Origin of the sequence: Streptomyces lanatus (assembly GCF_014655715.1) — a bacterium.
GTDB lineage: Bacteria > Actinomycetota > Actinomycetes > Streptomycetales > Streptomycetaceae > Streptomyces > Streptomyces lanatus.
In genome coordinates this window covers 102,308-121,641 of the sequence record NZ_BNBM01000025.1, presented here as the reverse complement: position 1 = coordinate 121,641, position 19,334 = coordinate 102,308, and the positions used below count along the sequence as shown (strand labels likewise).

The following is a 19,334-nucleotide window of genomic DNA, read 5'->3' as shown; positions in this document are numbered from 1 at the left end:
CCATGAACAACTCCGTTACGAACACAGCCCGGTTGCTCGGGGCGGGCCTGCGCGCCCTCCTCGTGCTGACCCTGGTGACCGGCGTCATCTACCCGCTGGCCGTCACCGGCATCGCGCAGGGGCTGTTCAGCGACAAGGCGAACGGCTCCGAGATCAAGTCGGACGGCAGGGTCGTCGGCTCCTCGCTGATCGGCCAACAGGGCTACGGCCTGGACTACTTCCAGCCCCGGCCGGCGAACGGACTGGGCGAGAACTCGGTCAACACCCAGTACAAGCTGATCCTGTCCGGCGCCACCAACCGCTCCGGCGACAACCCCGAGCTGATCAAGTGGGTGAAGGAGGCGAAGGCCAAGGTCGTCAGGGAGAACTCCGTGCCCGGCTACACGGTCCGGCCCTCCCAGGTCCCCGCCGACGCGGTCACCTCCTCCGGCTCCGGCCTCGACCCGGACATCTCCCCGGCCTACGCCGAACTCCAGGTCCACCGGGTCGCCGACCGCAACGACCTGCCGGTCGCCCAGGTCGAGAAGCTGGTCGAGGACCACACCGAGAAGCGCACCCTCGGCTTCATCGGCGAACCGCGGGTCAACGTCCTGGAGTTGAACATCGCGCTCAAGGAACTGGTGAAGGGCAGCTGAGAGATGACCCGGGTGCTGGTCGTGGAGGACGACCCCCAGCTGGTCAGAGCACTCGTGATCAATATGCGGGCACGCCGGTACGGAGTGGACGCGGCGCCCGACGGCGTCACGGCCCTCCGGCTGGCGGCCGTGCGTCAGCCGGACGTGGTGATGCTCGACCTCGGGCTGCCCGACATGGACGGGGTCGACGTCATCAGGTCCCTGCGCGGCTGGTCCCGTGTGCCGATCCTGGTGCTCTCGGCCCGTCAGGGCTCCGACGAGAAGGTGGCCGCTCTCGACGCCGGGGCCGACGACTACGTCACCAAGCCCTTCAGCATGGACGAGCTGATGGCCCGGCTGCGGGCCGCGGTCCGCCGTACCGAGGAGGCTCCGGTCGCCGCCGGGACGACACGGGTGGAGACGGCCGAGTTCACCATCGACCTGTTGGCGAAGAGGGTCGTACGGCGTGGCCGCCACGTACGCCTCACACCGACCGAATGGCAGCTGCTGGAGATCCTGGTGACCCATCCCGGTCGCCTGGTCACACAGAAGTTCCTGCTGCGGGAGGTCTGGGGCGTCTCCCACAGTGGCAAGACCAACTATCTGCGGGTCTACATGGCGCAGTTGCGCCGGAAGCTGGAAGCGGACCCTTCGCACCCCCGCTATCTCATCACCGAACCCGGCATGGGTTACCGCTTCGAAGGGTGAACATGGCACGAGGCAAGCTCCGGATCTATCTCGGTGCGGCACCGGGCGTCGGCAAGACGTACGCGATGCTGTCCGAGGCGCACCGGCGGGTGGAACGCGGCACGGACTGCGTCGTCGCGTTCGTGGAACATCACCATCGGCCGCGCACCGAGGTGATCCTGCACGGCCTGGAGCAGATCCGGCGCAAGGAACTGCGGTACCGGGACACCTCCTTCACGGAGATGGACATCGACGCCGTCCTGGCCCGCGCGCCCAGGGTGGCGCTGGTGGACGAGCTCGCCCACACCAACATCCCCGGCTCGCGCAACGCCAAGCGCTGGCAGGACGTCGAGGAGCTGCTCGCCGCCGGTATCGACGTCATATCGACCGTCAACATCCAGCATCTGGAGTCGCTGGGCGACGTCGTCGAGTCCATCACCGGCGTACGGCAGCAGGAGACCGTGCCGGACGAGATGGTGCGCCGGGCCGATCAGATCGAGCTTGTCGACATGTCGCCCCAGGCGCTGCGACGGCGCATGGCGCACGGCAACATCTACCAGCCGGACAAGGTCGACGCGGCGCTCTCCAACTACTTCCGCCCCGGCAACCTCACCGCCCTGCGTGAACTGGCCCTGCTGTGGGTCGCCGACCGCGTCGACGAGTACCTCAACGCCTACCGCAGCGAGCACGAGGTCTCGACCATCTGGGGCTCCAGGGAGCGGATCGTCGTAGGGCTGACGGGCGGCCCGGAGGGGCGCACCCTCATCCGCCGGGCCGCGCGGCTCGCGGAGAAGGGCGCCGGCGGTGAGGTGCTCGCCGTCTACATAGCCCGCACCGACGGGCTGACCTCGTCCTCGCCCAAGGAACTGGCCGTGCAGCGCGGGCTGGTGGAGGACCTCGGCGGCACCTTCCACCATGTCGTCGGCGACGACATACCGGCCGCGCTGCTCGCCTTCGCGCGCGGCGTGAACGCCACCCAGATCGTGCTCGGCGTCTCCCGCCGCAAGAGCTGGCAGTACGTCTTCGGACCCGGCGTCGGCGCCACGGTCGCCCGGGACTCGGGCCCCGACCTCGACGTCCACCTGATCACCCACGACGAGGCGGGCAAGGGCCGCGGCCTGCCCGTGCCCCGCGGTGCCCGGCTGGGCCGGTCCAGGATCATCCGGGGCTGGCTGGTCGGCGTCCTCGGCCCCGCCGCCCTCACCCTGCTGCTGACGCACGTCGCCCCCGAAGTCGGCCTCGCCAACGACATGTTGCTGTATCTGTCGCTGACGGTGGCGGCGGCCCTCCTGGGCGGCCTGCTGCCCGCACTGGCGTCGGCGGTGGTGGGCTCACTGCTGCTGAACTGGTACTTCACACCGCCCGTGCACACGCTGACCATCGCCGACCCGAAGAACATCGTCGCCATCGCCATCTTCGTCGGCGTGGCCGTGTCGGTGGCCTCCGTGGTGGACCTGGCGGCCCGCCGCACCCACCAGGCGGCCCGGCTGCGCGCCGAGTCGGAGATCCTGTCCTTCCTCGCCGGGAACGTCCTGCGCGGCGAGACCAGTCTGGAGGCGCTGCTGGAACGCGTCCGTGAGACCTTCGGCATGGAGTCGGTGGCACTGCTGGAGCGGGAGAGCGACGTCGACCCGTGGACCTGCGCCGGCAGCGTGGGCCCCCGCCCCTGCCGGAACCCCGAGGACGCGGACGTCGACGTCCCCGTCGGCGACCACATGGCGCTCGCGCTGACCGGCCGGGTGCTGCCCGCCGAGGACCGCCGCGTCCTCGCCGCCTTCGCCGCGCAGTCCGCTGTCGTACTGGACCGCCAGCGTCTCCAGCGCGAGGCCGACCAGGCCAAGGAACTCGCCGAGGGCAACCGGATCCGTACGGCACTGCTGGCCGCCGTCAGCCACGACCTGCGTACGCCACTCGCGGGCATCAAAGCATCTGTCACCTCCCTGCGGTCGGACGACGTGGCGTGGTCCCAGGAGGACGAGGCCGAACTGCTGGAGGCGATCGAGGAGGGCGCCGACCAGCTGGATCACCTGGTCGGGAACCTGCTCGACATGTCCCGCCTCCAGACCGGCACCGTCACCCCCCTGATCAGGGAGATCGACCTCGATGAGGTGGTGCCGATGGCGCTCGGCGGGGTGCCGGCGGGCAGCGCGGAGCTGGACATCCCGGAGACGCTGCCCATGGTCAGCGTGGACAAGGGGCTGCTGGAACGGGTCGTCGCCAACGTCGTCGAGAACGCCGTCAAGTACAGCTCCCGGGACGAGCCCGTGCTGGTGTCCGCGAGCGCCATCGCCGACCGGGTCGAGGTCCGGGTGGTCGACCGGGGGCCCGGCGTCCCGGACGAGGCCAAGGAACGCATCTTCGCGCCCTTCCAGCGCTACGGCGACGCCCCGCGCGGGGCGGGCGTGGGGCTGGGGCTGGCCGTCGCACGCGGGTTCGCCGAGGCCATGGGCGGCACGATCAGCGCGGAGGACACGCCGGGCGGCGGCCTCACCATGGTGCTGAGCCTGCGGATGGCGCGGGGGCGACGGCCGGGGGAGCCGGAGGTGCCGGCGGCGGCCGTTTCGTGACGGGGCGGCACTCCTCGACGAGGCCCGTCACGCCCCTTCCCGCCGCACCGCCTCACGCCCCAAGTCCCCCGTGTCCAGCCGCAGTCCCCAGGCATTCCGGCGGTGCACGGTCGCCAGTTCCGACTCCAGCGGAGAGGGTGGTACCGCGAGGACCGGGCAGGTGGCGTGGGTGAGGCAGTAGCGGGTGACCGAGCGGCCGCATGCGCGGCGCCAGAGGCCGCGGCGGCCGGCGCCGACGACCAGGACGTCGTCCGCGCGGTCGGCGAGCTCCACCAAGGCCCGTCCCGGACTGCCTTGGGCGACCAGGGCGTACATCCACACGTCGGGGCCGCCTTCGCCGAACGCGTCTCCGAGGATGCCGACCAGCCGCTCGCGCGCCAGTCGTTGCCATTCGCCGGTCAGCAGGCTCACCCCCGGACCCCGCCCGGCGGCTGCCAGGCCGGCACCGGCCACAGCTCGACGTCGCGCCGCCGCGCCTCCTCGGCGCCCCGGGCGAGGGCGGTGAGGCTGCCCAGCGAGCCGCTCACGCCCACCAGGACCCGCTCTCTCGCGGGGCCGTCGGAACCAGACATGGCTCCACCGTTCCTCATGGCACTTCGTTCTCGGCAGGAAGCCTCGACGGGCCTCTCCCATCACACCCCCGGCGCACTCGCGCGGCCAGCCGCCGCTGCCCTTCTTGGCGCACCCCTGACGGTGCGCTTCCGGGGGCGGCCGGGCCTCGTGTCAGCGTCCCGTCAGCGTCCGGCCGATCGCCGTCAACATCGCGTCATGGGCCGTCCGGACCTCCGGGTCACCGGGCATAGCGTCGGTGGCAAGCCCCGGTCCGCCTCCCCGCGTCCGGGGCGAACAAGCACCACGCACGATCCATTTGGGATCCACCCGGAGGCACCCCCATGGCAGACCACCTGTCCGACGAAGACCCGGAGCCCTCTGAACGGTTCCCGGCCGGCCCTCTGTACGTTCCGGTCCGGCCGGGACCGGCCGCCTGCGCGGCCCGCCTTTTCCGTACGCCCCTCGGCGACCGTACGGCCGTGGGGTTCACGTCGCGGCGGCGACTGACCGCGACCCTCGGCACCGACCAGCCCTGGATCCGGCTCGCCGAACCCGCCCTGCGCTCCCTGACCGCCCCGCTCGGCGTCACCACCGTGACGGTGGACCCCCAGCTCTGCGCCCCGGCCGTAACCGCGGTCACCCCGTCCACCACGGCACACCATCGGCCGCATTGGCTCCATGTGACGGGGGCCGCACGATGACCACCCTCCACGAACCCGCCGTCCCCACCGCGGCCGACGCCCTCTCCGTGTGGCCGGCCTCGGCAATCGAACCCCGGGAGGGCGAACTCACCGTCGGCGGCGTGCCGCTCAGCGAGGTCGCCGACCGCTTCGGCACCCCCGTCTACGTCATCGACGAGGACGAGGTCCGCGAGCGCTGCCGCACCTACCGGCACGCCTTCCCCGACGCCGAAGTGCTGTACGCGGCCAAGGCGTTCCTGTGCCGGGCCATGGTCCACTGGGTGGCCGAGGAGGGCCTGGGACTGGACGTCTGCTCGGCCGGTGAGCTGGAACTCGCGGTCACCACCGGCTTCCCGCCGGAACGGATCGTGCTGCACGGCAACGCCAAGTCCCCGCGCGACCTGGACACCGCGCTGCGCCTCGGGGTCGGCCGGATCGTCATCGACAGCCCCTCCGAGATCGCCCGTCTCGCGGCGGCGGTCGGGCCCCACGGCCACCAGAAGGTGATGGTCCGCGTCGTGCCCGGCATCAGCGCCGGCGGCCACGAGAAGATCCGTACCGGCGCCGAGGACCAGAAGTTCGGCCTGTCCATCTCGGACGGCTACGCCCAGCACGCCATCGCCCGGATCCTGGACCAGCCGCAGCTCGAACTCACCGGACTGCACTGCCACTTGGGCTCACAGATCACCAGCGTCAAGCCGTACCTCGCCGCCGTACGCCGCATGGTCGGGCTGCTGGCCCGCCTCCACGAGCAGCACGGCCTGGTCCTGCGCGAACTCGATCTGGGCGGCGGCCACGGCATCGCCTACCGCCCCGGCGAACCCGCCCTCGACCTCACCACGCTCGCCCGCAAGGTCCGCGCCGAACTGGCCGAGGCATGCACGGCGGCCGGGCTCGCCGTGCCCCGCCTCCTCATCGAGCCGGGCCGGGCCATCGCGGGCCCGGCGGGCATCGCGCTCTACCACGTCCTGTCCGTCAAGCGGACCGGTGCGCACACCTACGTGGCCGTGGACGGCGGCATGAGCGACAACCCGCGCCCCGCGCTGTACGGCGTGCGCTACGCGCCCCGTCTGGTGGGCCGCCACAGCGGCGCCGCCCCGGCCCCGGTCACCGTGGTGGGCCGGCACTGCGAGGCGGGCGACATCCTGGCCGCCGACGTCGAGCTCCCCGACGACATCCGCCCCGGGGACCTGCTCGCCGTCCCGGCCGCCGGCGCCTACCACCTGTCCATGGCCTCCGGCTACAACATGGTCGGCCGCCCGCCCGTGGTCGCCGTGGACGACGGCCACGCCCGCCTCCTGATCCGCCGCGAGTCCCTGGAGGACATCCGCAGCCGGGACGTGGGCCTGTAGCCGAGGCCCGGCGGTCATCGCGGACGCGGCTACCCTGGCGGGGTGATCGAGAACCTTCCTCCCTGTCCCAAGTGCTCGTCCGAGTACACCTACGAGATGAACGCCCTGATGGTCTGCCCGGAGTGCGGCCACGAATGGGTTCCCACCGAGGCCGCCGGCGGGGACCCGGCCGTCGCCGAGCGTGTCGTCAAGGACGCCGTGGGCAATGTGCTGCAGGACGGCGATTCCGTGGTCGTCGTCAAGGCGCTCAAGGTCAAGGGCAGCCCTTCCGGGATCAAGGCGGGCACCAAGGTGCGGGGCATTCGCCTCGTCGACGGCGTCGACGGCCATGACATCGACTGCAAGATCGAGGGCTTCGGGGCGATGCAGCTGAAGTCCAGCGTCGTCAGGAAGGCCTGACCGGGCCCGACCCCGGCCCGCCCCCCACCCCGGCTGGAACAGCGGCGCAGCGGTCTGATGCTGAATTGCAAAAATTCGCAATTGGTTAGATGCTGTGATGACTGTGTCCGCAATCCGGTGGTCCGCGGGTACAGGTTTCGTGCCCGCCCCGGGGTGGGCCGCATGGGGAAAGCCGAGGCGTCGTGTCCGTACCGCTGCACCAGGCCTTCGTACGGATCGCCGCGCTGCTTCCGCGTCGCGCCGACCTGGCGGACGTGCGCCGCGACCCCCGGCGTGACCTGCTCGCCGGACTCACCGTGGCGATCGTCGCGCTGCCGCTCGCACTGGGCTTCGGGGTCTCCTCCGGGCTCGGCGCCGAGGCGGGTCTGGCGACCGCCGTGGTCGCGGGCGCGCTCGCCGCGGTCTTCGGCGGATCCAACCTCCAGGTGTCCGGGCCGACCGGCGCGATGACCGTGGTCCTCGTCCCGATCGTCGGCGAGCACGGGCCGGGCGGGGTGCTCGCGGTCGGTCTGATCGCGGGCGTGATGCTGGTCGCCCTGGCCGCGCTGCGGGCGGGGAAGTACATGCAGTACGTGCCCGCGCCGGTCGTGGAGGGCTTCACGCTCGGCATCGCCTGTGTGATCGGGCTGCAGCAGGTACCGAACGCGCTCGGTGTGTCCAAGCCTGAGGGCGACCGGGTCCTGGTGGTGACCTGGCGCGCGGTCGAGGAGTTCGCGAAGCACCCCAACTGGACCGCCCTCGGGTTCGCGGTCGCGGTGGCCGTGCTCATGCTGGCCGGCGCCCGGTGGCGGCCGACCGTGCCGTTCTCGATCATCGCGGTGATCGCCGCCACGATCGTGGCGCAGGCCGCCGGACTGGACGCGGCGAGGCCGATCGGCGACCTGCCCGCCGGGCTGCCCGCACCGTCGCTGTCGTTCCTCGACCTCGGCTCGCTGAATACCCTGCTCGCCCCGGCCGTGGCCGTGGCCGCGCTGGCCGCCCTGGAGTCGCTGCTGTCGGCGTCGGTGGCGGACGGGATGACGGTCGGTCAGAAGCACGACCCGGACCGGGAGCTGTTCGGGCAGGGGCTGGCCAACATCGCCGCGCCGCTGTTCGGCGGCGTCCCCGCGACCGGCGCGATCGCCCGGACCGCCGTCAACGTCCGTACCGGGGCGAGTTCACGGCTGGCCGCCCTGGTCCATGCCGCCGTCCTCGCCGTGATCGTCTTCGCCGCCGCGCCCCTCGTCTCGCGGATTCCCCTCGCGGCGCTCGCGGGTGTGCTGCTGGCCACCGCCGTCCGCATGGTCGAGGTCGGCTCGCTCAGAGCCATGGCGAGGGCCACCCGCTCGGACGCGCTGATCCTCGTCCTGACCGCCGTGGCCACCCTGGCGCTCGACCTGGTCTACGCGGTGATCATCGGCCTGGTCGTGGCGGGCGCTCTCGCGCTGCGGGCCGTGGCCAAGCAGGCCCGCTTCGACCAGGTACCGCTGGACCGGGCCGATCACAGCGCCGAGGAACACGCGCTGCTGGCCGAGCACATCGTCGCGTACCGCATCGACGGCCCGCTGTTCTTCGCCGCCGCGCACCGCTTCCTGCTGGAGCTGACCGACGTGGCCGACGTCCGGGTCGTCATCCTGCGCATGTCGCGGGTGTCGACCATGGACGCGACCGGCGCCCTCGTGCTGAAGGACGCGGTGGAGAAACTGACCCGGCGCGGCATCCTCGTCCTGGCTTCCGGCGTACGCCCCGGCCAGCGCCAGGTCCTGGACTCCGTCGGCGCGCTGGAACTGCTGCGGCACGAGGGCCGGGAGTACGCCACCACCCCCGAGGCGATCAAGGGCGCCCGCGACCACCTGGAGACGGTCGGCGTCTGGGGCGCCGTTCCCGCGCAGCGGTCCCGGACGTCCGGCGAGGAGACCGTGCGATGAGTGTTCCGCCCGCCGCTCAGCGCATGGTGGAGGTCTCCGGAGCCGAGGCGCTGTGGCTGCTGGAGGGCAGCAGCCTGGGGCGGCTCGTGTACCAGCAGCGAGAGGTGACCGTGGTGCGGCCGGCCCGCCATGTGTGGGAGTACGGCCGTCTGACCGTCCGCACCCCGACCCCGGCCACGGCGGTACCCGCGACGGCCACCTACCACGCCGACGAGATCCGCGCCGTGGACGGCACCGGCTGGACGGTCACCGTCCGCGGGCCCGCCGAGGTGATCGACGACCCGGACGAGAGGGCTCACCACCTGCGCACCCTGCCCGGCTGGAGCCATGGGCCGCACGACACCCTGCTGCGGCTGCGCCCCAGGACGGTCACCGGCTTCCGCCTCGCCCGCGCGGAGGGCTGATGCCGACGCGGCTCGCGGCCCTGCCCCACCGGCATGTGCTCACCCTGCCCACCGAGACGTCGGCCGTCCGCCTCGCCCGTGAGACCGCCGAACAGGCGCTGACGGAATGGGGAATCGGCCTGCGGCACCCCACCGTCGGCCCCGCCCTGCTGATCCTGAGCGAGCTGGTCACCAACAGCGTCCGGCACGCCGCCGCCCTCTCCCCGCAGATCACCGTGATCTACGCGGCGGGAAGGGACTGCCTCGCCTTCGCCGTGCACGACCGTCACCCCTACCGGCCCCCGCTGTACGCATCGGTCACCGGGACCGCGGAGGGCGGGTTAGGCACCGTCATGGAGCTCGTCCTCGGCCTCGGCGGCACCGCGGTCATCCGCGCGGACGCCGACGGCGGGGGCAAGGGCATCTGGATCACCCTCCCTCTCTGACCGGTCGGCAGCACATGGACCGGCCACCCGCACAAGGAAGTTCAGCCTCATGACCATCGACTGGCGCTACACCGCCGAGGACGGCCTCGGCATCCTCTCCGTCGCCGGCTATCTCGGCCCGGACGCCGTCCACCGATTCGCGGGCGCGGTCGGCTGGGCCTTGGCCCGCGGCACCGGACCGGTCATCGTCGACCTGACCGAACTGCGCAGCTGGTCGGCCGAGGGACAGCTCGCCATCATCGAGGCCGCACGCCGTCTCACCGCGGCCGGGCGCGGCCTGGAGCTGTCGGCCATTCCCGCCGACGGATCCCTCGTCCCCGCCGGTGACTGCCCGCCCGTCCCGGTCCACGCCGACCTCGCCGCCGCTCTCGCCGCGCACGGCGCCGGGCGGGAGGAGCAGCCGGAGCGGCGCCAGGAATGGCGTACCACGGGATGGCCGGCCGGCGAGTGAGAGCCCCCGGCCGGGGCCTCGTCACCGGGCCGCGTCGCCCGTGAGGGCCGCGACCGCGGCCGCGGTGACGGCCGGAGTCAGCCCGGGGTGATCGAGCGGGGGCAGGGAATGGCCCGGCCGGGTCTGCTCGATGAGGGCGCGGACGGCCGCGATGCGGGCGTGGGCGGTGACGGGTTTTCCGGTGGCGACCGCGGCGGCCAGCAGACCGGGCAGGGCGTGCAGCGGCCGGGGGCCGGTGGTGGCCGCGGCGAACGGCGGGGGTGTCTCCGGGCGCGCGTGCAGCACGGGGATACCGGGCGGAGGGGCGATCAGGCCGAACAGATCGACGATCAGGTCCGTGCGGTCGGCCAGTCGGTGAAGGGGCTGGATCCCCTGGGCGACCGGATCGTAGAGCGTGAGGTCGGTGATGCCGCTGGCCAGTAGGAGGCCGCTCAGGTCGCCGCCGCGGTCGGGGGAGACGCACACCACCCGGGCACGGCGCACATCGATGTCGTGCCGGCGCAGTGTGCTGTACGCCGCGGCGGCCGCGGCGATGGCCAGACCGTCGTTGATGGAGTCCAGCAGCAGGACGGGGCAGTCGGCGAGGGCGGCCTGCGCGGTACGGACGTGATCGAGGCGGGTGTGGATCAGGACGGCCGCCACGACGCCCGGCGCGAGCAGGCGCACAGCGGTGGCCAGGTCCGCGGCGGTCCCGGCGGCGACGGGCAGGGGCAGGATGTCCAGGCCTGTGGTGCGGCGCAGATGGACCGCCTGGGATTCCACCGCGGGCAGGGCGGCGGACGCGGGCAACTGGTCGAAGTCCAGGACCGCGCTCGCGTCCGACATCAGCGCGACGCGGTGGTGCCGGCCGGTGTAGCGGTCGATATGTTCGGGGTGCCGGACAAGGTGCTTGATGACCCGCCGGTCGGCGTCGGCGTCCAGCAGGGCGACATCGTGCTCGGTGGCCGTCGCGGCGCGGATGCTCTGGCTGAGCTTGCCGGTGGAGGCGGCGGAGAAGACGAGGTCCTCGCACAGCAGGAGGTCCGGGCCCAGCCGGTCCCGCAGGGCGGCGGTGAGCCACGTCAGCGTCGAGCCGCTGTCGGCGTCCAGCAGCACCTGGTGCGCCCCGGTGGCATCCGGCGGGCAGCTCTGGGTGCTGACGGAGCCTGGCGCGTCCGCGGCGATCGTCTCCACGGCGGCACGGGCCTGCGCGGGGACATGGACGCGGATGCTGAACGCCGGGTTCGCGCCGGCGGGGTGTGTGGCGGGCAAGGGGGTCGGCTTTCTGTGCGTGAGGCGGCTACGGCGACAGCGTCCCATGGGCGACTCGGGTGACCTGGCCAATTGCTAAAGTCGGCAATTGGCCATGGGGACGTCCCTGGTGGATTCGGTGTCGCCGGTGCGGCAGGCGAGGATGGGCCGCATGTCTGTGACAAGTAGGTGGATGCGATGCGCCGAGGCCCGGCCGGTGGGGCCGTGTCGCGGGGTGGGGGAGGCGACGGCACGGTGAGTACGCCGCTGTACCAACTCAAGGCCGAGTTCTTCAAGACGCTCGGCCACCCGGCCCGCATCCGCGTCCTGGAGCTGCTGAGCGAACGCGAGCACGCGGTCGCCGAGATGCTGCCCGAGGTCGGCATCGAGCCCGCCCATCTCTCCCAGCAACTCGCGGTGTTGCGCCGGGCGAATCTGGTCGTGACCCGCAAGGAGGGCTCGACCGTGTACTACTCGCTGACCAGCCCGCAGGTGGCCGAGCTCCTCCAGGTCGCGCGCACGATCCTGTCGGGGGTGCTGGCCGGACAGGCCGAACTCCTCGCCGACCTCAGGAGCGCGCAGGGGGAGGCCGAGCCGCCGTCCCGGTGACGCCTCCGATCGGAGGCCGTCTCCCGGGGAGTCCGACAACGCGGTCCTCCGTCGCCCGGGTCGCTTCGACTGCCGCCGCACGTCGCCTACAGGTCACCCGCGACGAGGGAGTGCAGGTGCTCGTCGTGCCACCCGTCCTCGTGCAGCAGTGCTCCGCGCATGGTGCCCTCGAAGGAGTAGCCGGCCTTCTCCGCCACCCGGCAGGACGCCGGGTTCGCTGTCGAGTGGCACAGCCGCAGGCGATGCAGCCCCAGTTCCTCCAGGGCCCACCGGCTGACCCGCCTGGTCGCCTCGACGGCGACTCCGCCGCCTCGTGCGGCGGGCAGAAGCCAGTAGACGATCTCGGCGTTCCCGTCCGCCAGGTCGATGTCCCCCCAGCCGATCAGCCCCAGAGCCTCCCCGCCGCCCGTCCGCGCGATGGCCCAGATCGCGGCCTGCTCGGCCTGCCAGCGCCGGTGCATGCGCTCGATCCTCTGCCGCGCGTGCTCCGGTGACTCCACGGCCAGACGGTTCCACAGCCGGATGGCGGGGTCCTGACCCGCTGTCACCAGGGCGTCGGCGTCACGCGGTTCCCAGGGACGGAGCTCCAGCCCACCGTCGAGGCCGAGTACCGGCTGCGGGTTCCGGGCCATCCGGCCGGCGGGTACGACGGGAGGTACGGGGGAGTAGGAGATTGTCACAGCATCCTCGGTCACCGCGGTACGTCGGTACGGCGCAGTTCGTGGAGCAGGTCCTGGCGCCCCGCCAACAGTTCGGACAGGATCCGCCGGGCCGCGGCCAGGAGTTCCGCGACATCCCCGCCGGCCAGCTTGTACACGACCGTCGACCCGGTGCGCGTCGCCGTCACGATCCCGGAGCGGCGCAGCACCGCCAGCTGCTGCGAGAGGTTCGACGGTTCGACCTCGATCTCCGCGAGCAGATCGCGCACCGGCTTCGGCCCGTCCTGCAGCAGCTCCAGCACCCGTATGCGCACCGGGTGCCCCAGCATGCGGAAGAACTCGGCCTTCGCCTCGTAGAGGGGAACCGGCATCCGGATCACTCCCCTTCCGTCCGCGCCTCGACGGCATCGACGGCGACCCCGTGCCGGTGTGCGACCCGCACGGCGTCGTCCAGCTCGTCCTCGGCCACCGCGATCGCATAGGCGTCCCCGGCCGCCAGCGCCGCATCGAGCGATGCCCGTGCCTGACGTACCCGCTCCAGCAATGCCTCGGCGAACACGGACCCGCTCATCCGGGCCTCCTCCCCGACGGCCGCACCTCACGGCAACTGATGAATTGAAGAACTCTTCAATCGTAGGGGATGGAGCGGCCCCGGAATCCATGGGGGGGACGCGCTCGGCGTCCCCCCATGGATTCCGGGGCCTGTCTACTCCGCTTTACTCGTCCTTACTCGTCTTTACTCGTCGTCGGAGGTCGTGGGGCGGGTGCGGCCCGGCTCCGGCGGGAGGCCCTTCTGGGCGCGGACGTGCAGGACGTCCCCGATGAACAGGTCGTACACCAGCACGCCGATCACGCCACCGACGAGCGGGCCCACGATGGGAATCCACCAGTAGGCGCTGAAGGCCCCGGACAGACTGCCGGGGAACGCCAGATCCTTCCAGCCGGCCAGCCAGGTGAGCAGGCGGGGTCCGAAGTCGCGGGCCGGGTTGATGGCGTACCCGGCGTTCGCCCCGTACGACATGCCGATGGCCGCCACGACGAAACCGATCACCAGGGGGCCGAGGTTCGCCTTCACGGCGGTGTTGCGCAGGTCGATGACGGCCACGACCAGCATGACCAGAAAGGCGGTGCCCACGATCTGGTCGATCAGCGGACCCCAGATGCCACCGTTGAAGTACGGGGCCGGGAAGGTGGCGAAGATCGAGAACGAGGCGAGGGTGTGACCGCCCGTCTTGGGCCCCTTCATGGCGGCGTCGAACGCGTCGATCGCGTCGTGATACACCGCGAAGACGAGCGCCGCCCCGGCGAGGGCACCGGCCACCTGTGACGCCCAGTACGGAAGGACCTTGACCCAGGGGAACTTGCGGCGCACCGCGAACGCGAGGGTCACGGCCGGGTTGAGGTGAGCGCCGCTGACCCCGCCGGCCACGTAGATGCCGAAGACCACGGCCATGGCCCAGCCCCAGGTGATCAGCAGCCAGTCGCCGGTACCGAGGAAGAACGTGGTGGGGCCCGCGGTGCGACCGGAGCCGGGCAATGCCGCGACCGCCATCGCCACCACACCGCAACCGAAGGAGATAAGGACGAAAGTCCCCAGGAATTCAGCCAGGCATTCGCCCCCCAGGCCCGCTCGACGCCTGAGCCTAGAGGGTTTCACCAAAGGCGGGATCTCCACGGCCATGTGATCCTCCCACGCATTCGTCCGGTCATTCGTCCGGTCATTCTTCCTATGCGTATCGCGTCGGCCCGGGCGCGGCGAGCCGAGCGCGTCCATTCGGATAACAATGGGTCCTGATGAGGGAGGACGTGTCGTGGAGTTGATGCTGCTGATGGTCGGTGGAGTGGCCGGAACGGTGCTTCGCTTCTCCATGGAGAAGGGCGTTCTCAGAATGTCGCCTGCAAGTTCCCTGCCCCGGGCGTTCCCTCGGGCCCAATTCGCCGTCAACTTCGCCGGGTGCTTCGCGCTCGGCGTCCTGCTGGGAAAACTCATCCGCCATGACCTGCCGGCCACCTACTACGTGCTCCTCGGCGGGGTCATCACCGCATTCAGCATTTTCAGCCTCCAGCTCGTAGAATTGACACAGAGCCGGCTGTACGGCCTTGCCGGGTTGCGGGCGTTCACGGGATGGCTCGTCGGAACGGGCGCGGCCGTGGTCGGTGTGGTGGTGAGCATGCGCTAATGCGTTGCCAGCCGTGCCACCTGGCCCACTGGAGCCCCACCGATTACGACGAGACCGACCCCGTTCCCCGTCAGGTGGCGGACGCCGTGTTCGGCCGCTTCGAGGACCGCCGCATCCTGATCACCACCAAGGACGGCCGACAGCTACGAGGAAGCACTCAACGCCCTGGACGTGGCACAGCGCATGGGCTTCGACGACCCTCTGCTGCGCGCCGCCGACCTGCTGGTCTTCCCCGTACTCGCCCGGGACCGGTAGGCGTTGATGGACCTTGTCCGGAACACGCTGCAGATCGCGGTCATCGGGGCCCGGTTGCTGGACTGGCCGGCCCGGCCCCTGTGATCCGCGGTGGGGTCAGCGGACTCTGACGCCAGGTCAGCCGGTACGGAGATCCTCGTCGGGCCGCGGTGCCGGCTCGGCGTCGACTCCGGTGCCGACGCGACGGTAGGCGACCCGGGCATGGATGAGCCGGGCGGTCACGGTGCCGGCGGCGGCCGCAGTGCCCAGGCACGCGAGCCACAGTATGTCGCGCTGACCGGTCCAGGTGAGGACTCCCGCGGGCGGTATGGCGAAGCCGTTGAGGATCAGCCAGCACAGCACGGTCGTACCGGGGACCGCGGTGAAGCGTGCTCCGAAACTCAGCAGGGCCGCCAGCAAGGACACCGCGGCCACGGCGGGTTCGGGGCGGTCGGTCCCGACGACGGTGTTGAGGAGCGCCACGACGACCAGGGCCCCGCCGAACGCCGCGAACCACACCAGCGGTGTGGCGAACGGACGGGGGACAGGACGGGCACCGGTGCTGAGTGTCCTCCACTCGATCATGCTGGCGCTTCCTTCCGGTCCGGCGAACTGGCCCTGGAGGTCGATTGTCCCAGCCGGCCGGGTCGCCCATGCGCGTTCCGCCGAGCCGGTGCCTAGGGCTCGATCAGGCCGACGCGGATGGCGTACCGGGTGAGTTCCAGACGGTCGCGGAGTCCGAGTTTCTGGAGCAGGTTGGCGCGGTGGCGTTCCACCGTCTTCACGCTGATGACGAGGAGTTGGGCGATCTCCTTCGAGGAGTGGCCCTCGGCGACGAGCTTGAGGATCTCCTCCTCGCGCTCGGTGATGGGACGGGCCGGCAGCCGGCCGCCGTTGCGGGCGCGGTCGAGGTAGGTGCGGATGAGGGTGGACTCGGCGCCGGGGTAGATGAAGGGTTCGTCGCGCAGGGCGGCACGGCAGGCCTCGACGAGATCGCGGTCGGCGACGGACTTCGGGACGTAGCCGGAGGCTCCGGCCTTGAGCGCTTCGAAGAAGTACTGCTCGTTGTCGTACATCGTCAGCATCAGCGTGCGCAGCCCGGGGCGGACACGGGCGAGTTCGCGGGCCGCCTGCAGACCGGTCAGGCGGGGCATGGCGATGTCGAGGATGGCCAGGTCGATGTCGTCGCCGCGGGCCTGGGCCAGCGCTTCCGCGCCGTCGGCCGCCTCGGCCACCACCGTCAGATCCGGTTCGGCGTCGAGGATGAGGCGGACGCCGCGGCGGACCAGGGCGTGGTCGTCGGCGAGCAGGATGCGGGCCGGTGCGTTCATCGCGCGTTCTCCTGAGGACGGGGTGCGGTGGTGCTGCCGGTGACGTGCAGACGTATGTCGGTGCCGCCGTGCGGGCCCCGGCCGATGGCGAGGTCGGCTCCGATGAGGAGGGCGCGTTCCCGCATGCCGCTGATGCCGGCGCCTTCCGGTGCCGTACCGATTCCCCTGCCGTTGTCGCGGACGAGCAGAGCCACCTGGGCGTCGGGCAGGGGGCGCAGATGGACCTCGACGCGGGTGGCGCGGGCGTGGCGCGCGGTGTTGGTGAGCCCTTCCTGGGCGATGCGGTAGAGGACGAGTTCGGTGGCGGGGTCGAGGGGCGGCAGGCCCGGTGTGAGGTGGGCCGTGGCGCTGAGACTCGACGTCGTGAACTCGGTCGTCAGGGCGCGCAGGGCGCTGTGCAGACCGAGTTCCTCCAGGACACCAGGGCGCAGACGGCGGGCGATGCGCCGGATCTCGTCCAGGCCGGAGCGGGTGGTCTCCTGCGCCTGGTGGAGGTCGGCGCGCACGGACCGCGGGGCGTTGTCGGCGGCGTGCTTGAGCTGGAGCAGTACGGCGGTGAGGGTCTGGCCGATCTCGTCGTGGAGTTCCTGGGCGAGCCGGTGGCGTTCGGCCTCCTGCGCGGACAGGGCCCTGCCGGAACTCGTGGCCCGCTCGGTCTCCAGGCGGGCGAGCATGGCGTTGAAGGTCTGGGTGAGTTCGGCGATCTCATGGGGCCCGGTGACGGTCGTGCGACTCCCGGGCCGGAGGAGATCGGCGGTCGCCATCGCCCGGTTCAGCCGGGCCAGCGGCGCGAGTCCGATCCTCAGCAGCAGGGCGTTCGCGATCAGCATCACGACCAGTCCGGCGAGCAGGACCAGCGCCTCACCGAGGAGCACCGGAGTGGAGACGGTGACCGGGCCCAGGAGCAGCAGGACGGCGGCGAGGAACACCGCCGCGTTGAGAAGGAAGATCCGCCAGTACAACGTCATGATCGCGTTCCCTTCCCGGTGACCCTCACCTCCACTGTCCCCTGCCGTCACCGAAAGCCCCATTCCGGGGTCTGACCTGCGACGGGGCCCACTGCCCCGCACCACTCTGACCGGTGCGCACACCGCGTGTCCATCCGTGCTGACACCCATGTTCCGGGCCCGTGCGCACCTGGCACGATGATCCTCGCCGCGGCGCCCGACCGGGCCGGTCCGCGGCCCGCACCAGCGTCGCGACGAACAGGGAGGGAGGGGTTGTGCCTGCTCCGCGGATGAGCGCCACCCCCTTGCCGGGGATCGGTGTCCAGTACGACCTCACCACGCGTGAACACCGCCATATGTCGGTGATCGCCCATCGGGACGGCACTCGGACGGTGAACATCTACCGGTCCGACGACCCCGACGCCTGCGCCCAGTCGCTGCATCTGACCGAGCCGGAGACGGCCTCGCTGATCGATGCGCTGGCCCCCTCGCACCACAGCCCGAACCTGCTGTCCACCACCGACCTGGGACTGGTGGCGGAGCGCATCGAGCTGTCCTCGAACTCGTACTGGAACGGGCGTGTCCTCGGCGACACCAGAATGCGTACGGAGACCGGCGCCTCCCTCGTCGCGGTGCTCAGGCGGGCCCAGGCGATTCCTTCGCCGACGCCGGACTTCCGGCTGGCCGGTGGCGACATCCTGATCGTGATCGGGACTCGTGAAGGTGTGGAGTCGGCCGCCGAGATACTCGGGCGGGTGTGAGCCGCGATGCATTCTTCCGCGGTTTTCCTGATCGAGTTCGGTGCGATCATCCTGGGCCTCGGTCTGCTGGGCCGGTTCGCCGGGCGGTTCCAGTTCTCGCCGATACCCCTGTATCTGCTGGCCGGGCTGGCGTTCGGGGAGGGCGGGCTCCTTCCGCTGGGCACCAGTGAGGAGTTCGTCGCGATCGGGGCCGAGATCGGGGTGATCCTGCTGTTGCTGATGCTCGGCCTCGAGTACACGGCCAGCGATCTGGTCTCCAATCTCAAGACGCAGTATCCGGCGGGTCTGGTCGACGCCGGGCTGAACGCGGTGCCGGGCGCGTTGATGGCGCTGCTGCTGGGATGGGGCCCGGTCGCGGCGGTGGTCCTTGCCGGGGTGACCTGGATCTCGTCGTCCGGTGTGATCGCGAAGGTGCTCGGCGATCTGGGGCGGCTGGGCAATCGTGAGACACCGGTGGTCCTGAGCATCCTCGTGCTGGAAGACCTGTCGATGGCGGTGTATCTGCCGATCGTGACGGCTCTGCTGGCCGGGGCGGGTCTCGCGGCGGGCAGTGCCACGCTGGCCATCGCACTGGGAGTGGCGGGGCTGGTTCTGCTGCTCGCGGTGCGGTTCGGCCGCCATATCTCTCGCTTCGTCTCCAGCGATGATCCGGAGAAGCTGCTGCTGGTGGTGCTGGGTCTGACGCTGGTGGTGGCGGGGGTCGCGCAGCAGTTGCAGGTCTCGGCCGCGGTGGGGGCGTTCCTGGTGGGCATCGCCCTGTCCGGGGAAGTGGCGGAGGGCGCGCACAATCTGCTGGCACCGCTGCGGGATCTGTTCGCGGCGGTGTTCTTCGTCTTCTTCGGGCTGCACACCGATCCGGCGAGCATCCCTCCGGTACTGCTGCCGGCGTTGGCGCTGGCCGTGGTCACGGCGTTCACGAAGATCGCGACCGGGTACTGGGCCGCGAAGCGTGCCGGGGTGTCGGCGAAGGGGCGGTGGCGTGCGGGCGGGACGCTGGTGGCCCGGGGTGAGTTCTCGATCGTGATCGCCGGCCTCGCCGTGACCGCGGGAATCGAGCCGTCGCTCGGGCCGTTGGCCACCGCGTATGTGCTGCTCCTGGTGATCGTGGGCCCCCTCACGGCCCGCTACACCGAACCGGCCGCCGCCTGGATCGCACGGCGCCGCACCCCGTCGGAACCGCGCCCGGCGCAGGCGCCCGCCCCGGACGAGACCCCGAAGGCGGTTCAGGGCAACGGTCCTGCCTGACTCGTAGAAGCAAGCGCCACTTGGGCGGCGATCATCAGCCGGGAGACCGGGTCGATGATCGCCGCCCTTGCTGTTTGCCCGCGCCGTAAGGTTCGCCGAG

22 protein-coding genes and 2 pseudogenes are annotated in these 19,334 nt (G+C 71.4%); 15 read left to right on the top strand and 9 right to left on the bottom strand.

Annotation, left to right across the window (positions count from 1 at the left end):
- Window positions 1–2: 2 nt before the first annotated feature.
- From IE325_RS42445 to IE325_RS42435, 3 genes are read left to right on the top strand one after another with little or no spacing between them, the layout of a single operon-like run.
- On the top strand, window positions 3–635 hold the full coding sequence (locus IE325_RS42445) for a potassium-transporting ATPase subunit C (RefSeq protein WP_190075551.1): 633 nt from the start codon (window positions 3–5) through the stop codon (window positions 633–635).
- 3 nt (window positions 636–638) lie between these two features.
- Entirely contained in the window at window positions 639–1,322 is a 684-nt protein-coding gene (locus tag IE325_RS42440) for a response regulator (RefSeq protein ID WP_190075550.1), read from the top strand.
- Window positions 1,323–1,324: 2 nt separating this feature from the next.
- Entirely contained in the window at window positions 1,325–3,868 is a 2,544-nt protein-coding gene (locus IE325_RS42435; protein WP_190075549.1) for a DUF4118 domain-containing protein, read from the top strand.
- 27 nt (window positions 3,869–3,895) lie between these two features.
- On the opposite strand, the pseudogene IE325_RS42430 reads toward IE325_RS42435, so the two are convergent.
- Window positions 3,896–4,440 (bottom strand): annotated as a pseudogene (locus IE325_RS42430) (universal stress protein).
- 321 nt (window positions 4,441–4,761) lie between these two features.
- Here IE325_RS42430 and IE325_RS42425 point away from each other — a divergent pair.
- From IE325_RS42425 to IE325_RS42395, 7 genes are all read left to right on the top strand, one after another.
- Window positions 4,762–5,121 carry an SAV_915 family protein gene (locus tag IE325_RS42425; RefSeq protein WP_190075548.1) on the top strand — a complete coding sequence of 120 codons (360 nt, stop codon included), beginning with the start codon at window positions 4,762–4,764 and terminating at the stop codon, window positions 5,119–5,121.
- Window positions 5,118–6,452, top strand: a complete 1,335-nt coding sequence (lysA, locus tag IE325_RS42420; protein WP_190075547.1) for a diaminopimelate decarboxylase — start codon at window positions 5,118–5,120, stop codon at window positions 6,450–6,452. The genes IE325_RS42425 and lysA overlap by 4 nt, the downstream gene beginning before the upstream one ends.
- A gap of 42 nt (window positions 6,453–6,494) precedes the next feature.
- A complete protein-coding gene (locus IE325_RS42415; protein ID WP_308437713.1) occupies window positions 6,495–6,851 on the top strand; it encodes a zinc ribbon domain-containing protein YjdM in 357 nt (118 codons plus the stop codon).
- A gap of 182 nt (window positions 6,852–7,033) precedes the next feature.
- On the top strand, window positions 7,034–8,758 hold the full coding sequence (locus IE325_RS42410; RefSeq protein WP_190075546.1) for a SulP family inorganic anion transporter: 1,725 nt from the start codon (window positions 7,034–7,036) through the stop codon (window positions 8,756–8,758).
- A complete protein-coding gene (locus IE325_RS42405) occupies window positions 8,755–9,162 on the top strand; it encodes a pyridoxamine 5'-phosphate oxidase family protein (protein WP_190075545.1) in 408 nt (135 codons plus the stop codon). The genes IE325_RS42410 and IE325_RS42405 overlap by 4 nt, the downstream gene beginning before the upstream one ends.
- Window positions 9,162–9,587, top strand: a complete 426-nt coding sequence (locus IE325_RS42400; protein WP_190075544.1) for an ATP-binding protein — start codon at window positions 9,162–9,164, stop codon at window positions 9,585–9,587. The genes IE325_RS42405 and IE325_RS42400 overlap by 1 nt, the downstream gene beginning before the upstream one ends.
- A gap of 49 nt (window positions 9,588–9,636) precedes the next feature.
- A complete protein-coding gene (locus IE325_RS42395) occupies window positions 9,637–10,038 on the top strand; it encodes an STAS domain-containing protein (protein ID WP_190075543.1) in 402 nt (133 codons plus the stop codon).
- Window positions 10,039–10,059: 21 nt separating this feature from the next.
- Here the strand turns inward: IE325_RS42395 and IE325_RS42390 are convergent, their stop codons facing one another.
- Window positions 10,060–11,289, bottom strand: a complete 1,230-nt coding sequence (locus IE325_RS42390) for a malic enzyme-like protein (RefSeq protein WP_190075542.1) — start codon at window positions 11,287–11,289, stop codon at window positions 10,060–10,062.
- Window positions 11,290–11,523: 234 nt separating this feature from the next.
- Between IE325_RS42390 and IE325_RS42385 the strand changes: the two genes are divergently transcribed.
- Window positions 11,524–11,877, top strand: coding sequence for an ArsR/SmtB family transcription factor (locus IE325_RS42385; protein ID WP_190075541.1), 354 nt, complete (start codon window positions 11,524–11,526; stop codon window positions 11,875–11,877).
- Window positions 11,878–11,963: 86 nt separating this feature from the next.
- Here IE325_RS42385 and IE325_RS42380 read toward each other — a convergent pair whose 3' ends face one another.
- From IE325_RS42380 to IE325_RS42365, 4 genes are all read right to left on the bottom strand, one after another.
- Window positions 11,964–12,509 carry a GNAT family N-acetyltransferase gene (locus IE325_RS42380; protein ID WP_190075540.1) on the bottom strand — a complete coding sequence of 182 codons (546 nt, stop codon included), beginning with the start codon at window positions 12,507–12,509 and terminating at the stop codon, window positions 11,964–11,966.
- A 59-nt stretch (window positions 12,510–12,568) separates the two neighbouring features.
- Window positions 12,569–12,907, bottom strand: coding sequence for an ArsR/SmtB family transcription factor (locus IE325_RS42375; protein ID WP_190075539.1), 339 nt, complete (start codon window positions 12,905–12,907; stop codon window positions 12,569–12,571).
- A 5-nt stretch (window positions 12,908–12,912) separates the two neighbouring features.
- Entirely contained in the window at window positions 12,913–13,107 is a 195-nt protein-coding gene (locus IE325_RS42370; protein WP_190075538.1) for a hypothetical protein, read from the bottom strand.
- Window positions 13,108–13,272: 165 nt separating this feature from the next.
- On the bottom strand, window positions 13,273–14,217 hold the full coding sequence (locus tag IE325_RS42365; protein WP_190075537.1) for an MIP/aquaporin family protein: 945 nt from the start codon (window positions 14,215–14,217) through the stop codon (window positions 13,273–13,275).
- A gap of 139 nt (window positions 14,218–14,356) precedes the next feature.
- On the opposite strand from IE325_RS42365, the gene IE325_RS42360 reads away from it, so the two are divergent.
- Both IE325_RS42360 and IE325_RS46480 read left to right on the top strand, forming a co-directional pair.
- Entirely contained in the window at window positions 14,357–14,716 is a 360-nt protein-coding gene (locus tag IE325_RS42360; RefSeq protein ID WP_229912458.1) for a fluoride efflux transporter FluC, read from the top strand.
- Between the two features lie 35 nt (window positions 14,717–14,751).
- Window positions 14,752–15,055: pseudogene (locus IE325_RS46480) on the top strand (hypothetical protein); the annotation flags it as partial.
- 33 nt (window positions 15,056–15,088) lie between these two features.
- Here IE325_RS46480 and IE325_RS42355 read toward each other — a convergent pair.
- The 3 genes from IE325_RS42355 to IE325_RS42345 all read right to left on the bottom strand — a co-directional run bounded on the left by IE325_RS42355 (window position 15,089) and on the right by IE325_RS42345 (window position 17,249).
- The gene (locus tag IE325_RS42355; protein WP_190075535.1) at window positions 15,089–15,535 is read right to left on the bottom strand and encodes a hypothetical protein; all 447 of its coding nucleotides are present in this window, start codon (window positions 15,533–15,535) and stop codon (window positions 15,089–15,091) included.
- A 92-nt stretch (window positions 15,536–15,627) separates the two neighbouring features.
- Window positions 15,628–16,281 carry a response regulator gene (locus IE325_RS42350; protein WP_190075534.1) on the bottom strand — a complete coding sequence of 218 codons (654 nt, stop codon included), beginning with the start codon at window positions 16,279–16,281 and terminating at the stop codon, window positions 15,628–15,630.
- Complete coding sequence (locus tag IE325_RS42345; RefSeq protein ID WP_190075533.1) at window positions 16,278–17,249, bottom strand: sensor histidine kinase; 972 nt, start codon at window positions 17,247–17,249, stop codon at window positions 16,278–16,280. The genes IE325_RS42350 and IE325_RS42345 overlap by 4 nt, the downstream gene beginning before the upstream one ends.
- A 269-nt stretch (window positions 17,250–17,518) precedes the next feature.
- On the opposite strand from IE325_RS42345, the gene IE325_RS42340 reads away from it, so the two are divergent.
- Together IE325_RS42340 and IE325_RS42335 are read left to right on the top strand one after the other, a co-directional pair.
- Window positions 17,519–17,989, top strand: coding sequence for a cation:proton antiporter regulatory subunit (locus tag IE325_RS42340; protein ID WP_190075532.1), 471 nt, complete (start codon window positions 17,519–17,521; stop codon window positions 17,987–17,989).
- Window positions 17,990–17,995: 6 nt separating this feature from the next.
- On the top strand, window positions 17,996–19,234 hold the full coding sequence (locus IE325_RS42335; RefSeq protein WP_190075531.1) for a cation:proton antiporter: 1,239 nt from the start codon (window positions 17,996–17,998) through the stop codon (window positions 19,232–19,234).
- Window positions 19,235–19,334 lie beyond the last annotated feature (100 nt).

Excerpts from the sequence above, each read along its gene's own strand:
- IE325_RS42445 (WP_190075551.1), top strand. The coding sequence starts at position 3 with ATGAACAACTCCGTTACGAACACAGCCCGGTTGCTCGGGGCGGGCCTG.
- IE325_RS42440 (WP_190075550.1), top strand. The coding sequence starts at position 639 with ATGACCCGGGTGCTGGTCGTGGAGGACGACCCCCAGCTGGTCAGAGCA.
- IE325_RS42435 (WP_190075549.1), top strand. The coding sequence starts at position 1,325 with ATGGCACGAGGCAAGCTCCGGATCTATCTCGGTGCGGCACCGGGCGTC.
- IE325_RS42425 (WP_190075548.1), top strand. The coding sequence starts at position 4,762 with ATGGCAGACCACCTGTCCGACGAAGACCCGGAGCCCTCTGAACGGTTC.
- lysA (WP_190075547.1), top strand. The coding sequence starts at position 5,118 with ATGACCACCCTCCACGAACCCGCCGTCCCCACCGCGGCCGACGCCCTC.
- IE325_RS42405 (WP_190075545.1), top strand. The coding sequence starts at position 8,755 with ATGAGTGTTCCGCCCGCCGCTCAGCGCATGGTGGAGGTCTCCGGAGCC.
- IE325_RS42400 (WP_190075544.1), top strand. The coding sequence starts at position 9,162 with ATGCCGACGCGGCTCGCGGCCCTGCCCCACCGGCATGTGCTCACCCTG.
- IE325_RS42395 (WP_190075543.1), top strand. The coding sequence starts at position 9,637 with ATGACCATCGACTGGCGCTACACCGCCGAGGACGGCCTCGGCATCCTC.
- IE325_RS42380 (WP_190075540.1), bottom strand. The coding sequence starts at position 12,509 with ATGGCCCGGAACCCGCAGCCGGTACTCGGCCTCGACGGTGGGCTGGAG.
- IE325_RS42375 (WP_190075539.1), bottom strand. The coding sequence starts at position 12,907 with ATGCCGGTTCCCCTCTACGAGGCGAAGGCCGAGTTCTTCCGCATGCTG.
- IE325_RS42370 (WP_190075538.1), bottom strand. The coding sequence starts at position 13,107 with ATGAGCGGGTCCGTGTTCGCCGAGGCATTGCTGGAGCGGGTACGTCAG.
- IE325_RS42365 (WP_190075537.1), bottom strand. The coding sequence starts at position 14,217 with ATGGCCGTGGAGATCCCGCCTTTGGTGAAACCCTCTAGGCTCAGGCGT.
- IE325_RS42360 (WP_229912458.1), top strand. The coding sequence starts at position 14,357 with ATGCTGCTGATGGTCGGTGGAGTGGCCGGAACGGTGCTTCGCTTCTCC.
- IE325_RS42355 (WP_190075535.1), bottom strand. The coding sequence starts at position 15,535 with ATGATCGAGTGGAGGACACTCAGCACCGGTGCCCGTCCTGTCCCCCGT.
- IE325_RS42350 (WP_190075534.1), bottom strand. The coding sequence starts at position 16,281 with ATGAACGCACCGGCCCGCATCCTGCTCGCCGACGACCACGCCCTGGTC.
- IE325_RS42345 (WP_190075533.1), bottom strand. The coding sequence starts at position 17,249 with ATGACGTTGTACTGGCGGATCTTCCTTCTCAACGCGGCGGTGTTCCTC.
- IE325_RS42340 (WP_190075532.1), top strand. The coding sequence starts at position 17,519 with ATGAGCGCCACCCCCTTGCCGGGGATCGGTGTCCAGTACGACCTCACC.
- IE325_RS42335 (WP_190075531.1), top strand. The coding sequence starts at position 17,996 with ATGCATTCTTCCGCGGTTTTCCTGATCGAGTTCGGTGCGATCATCCTG.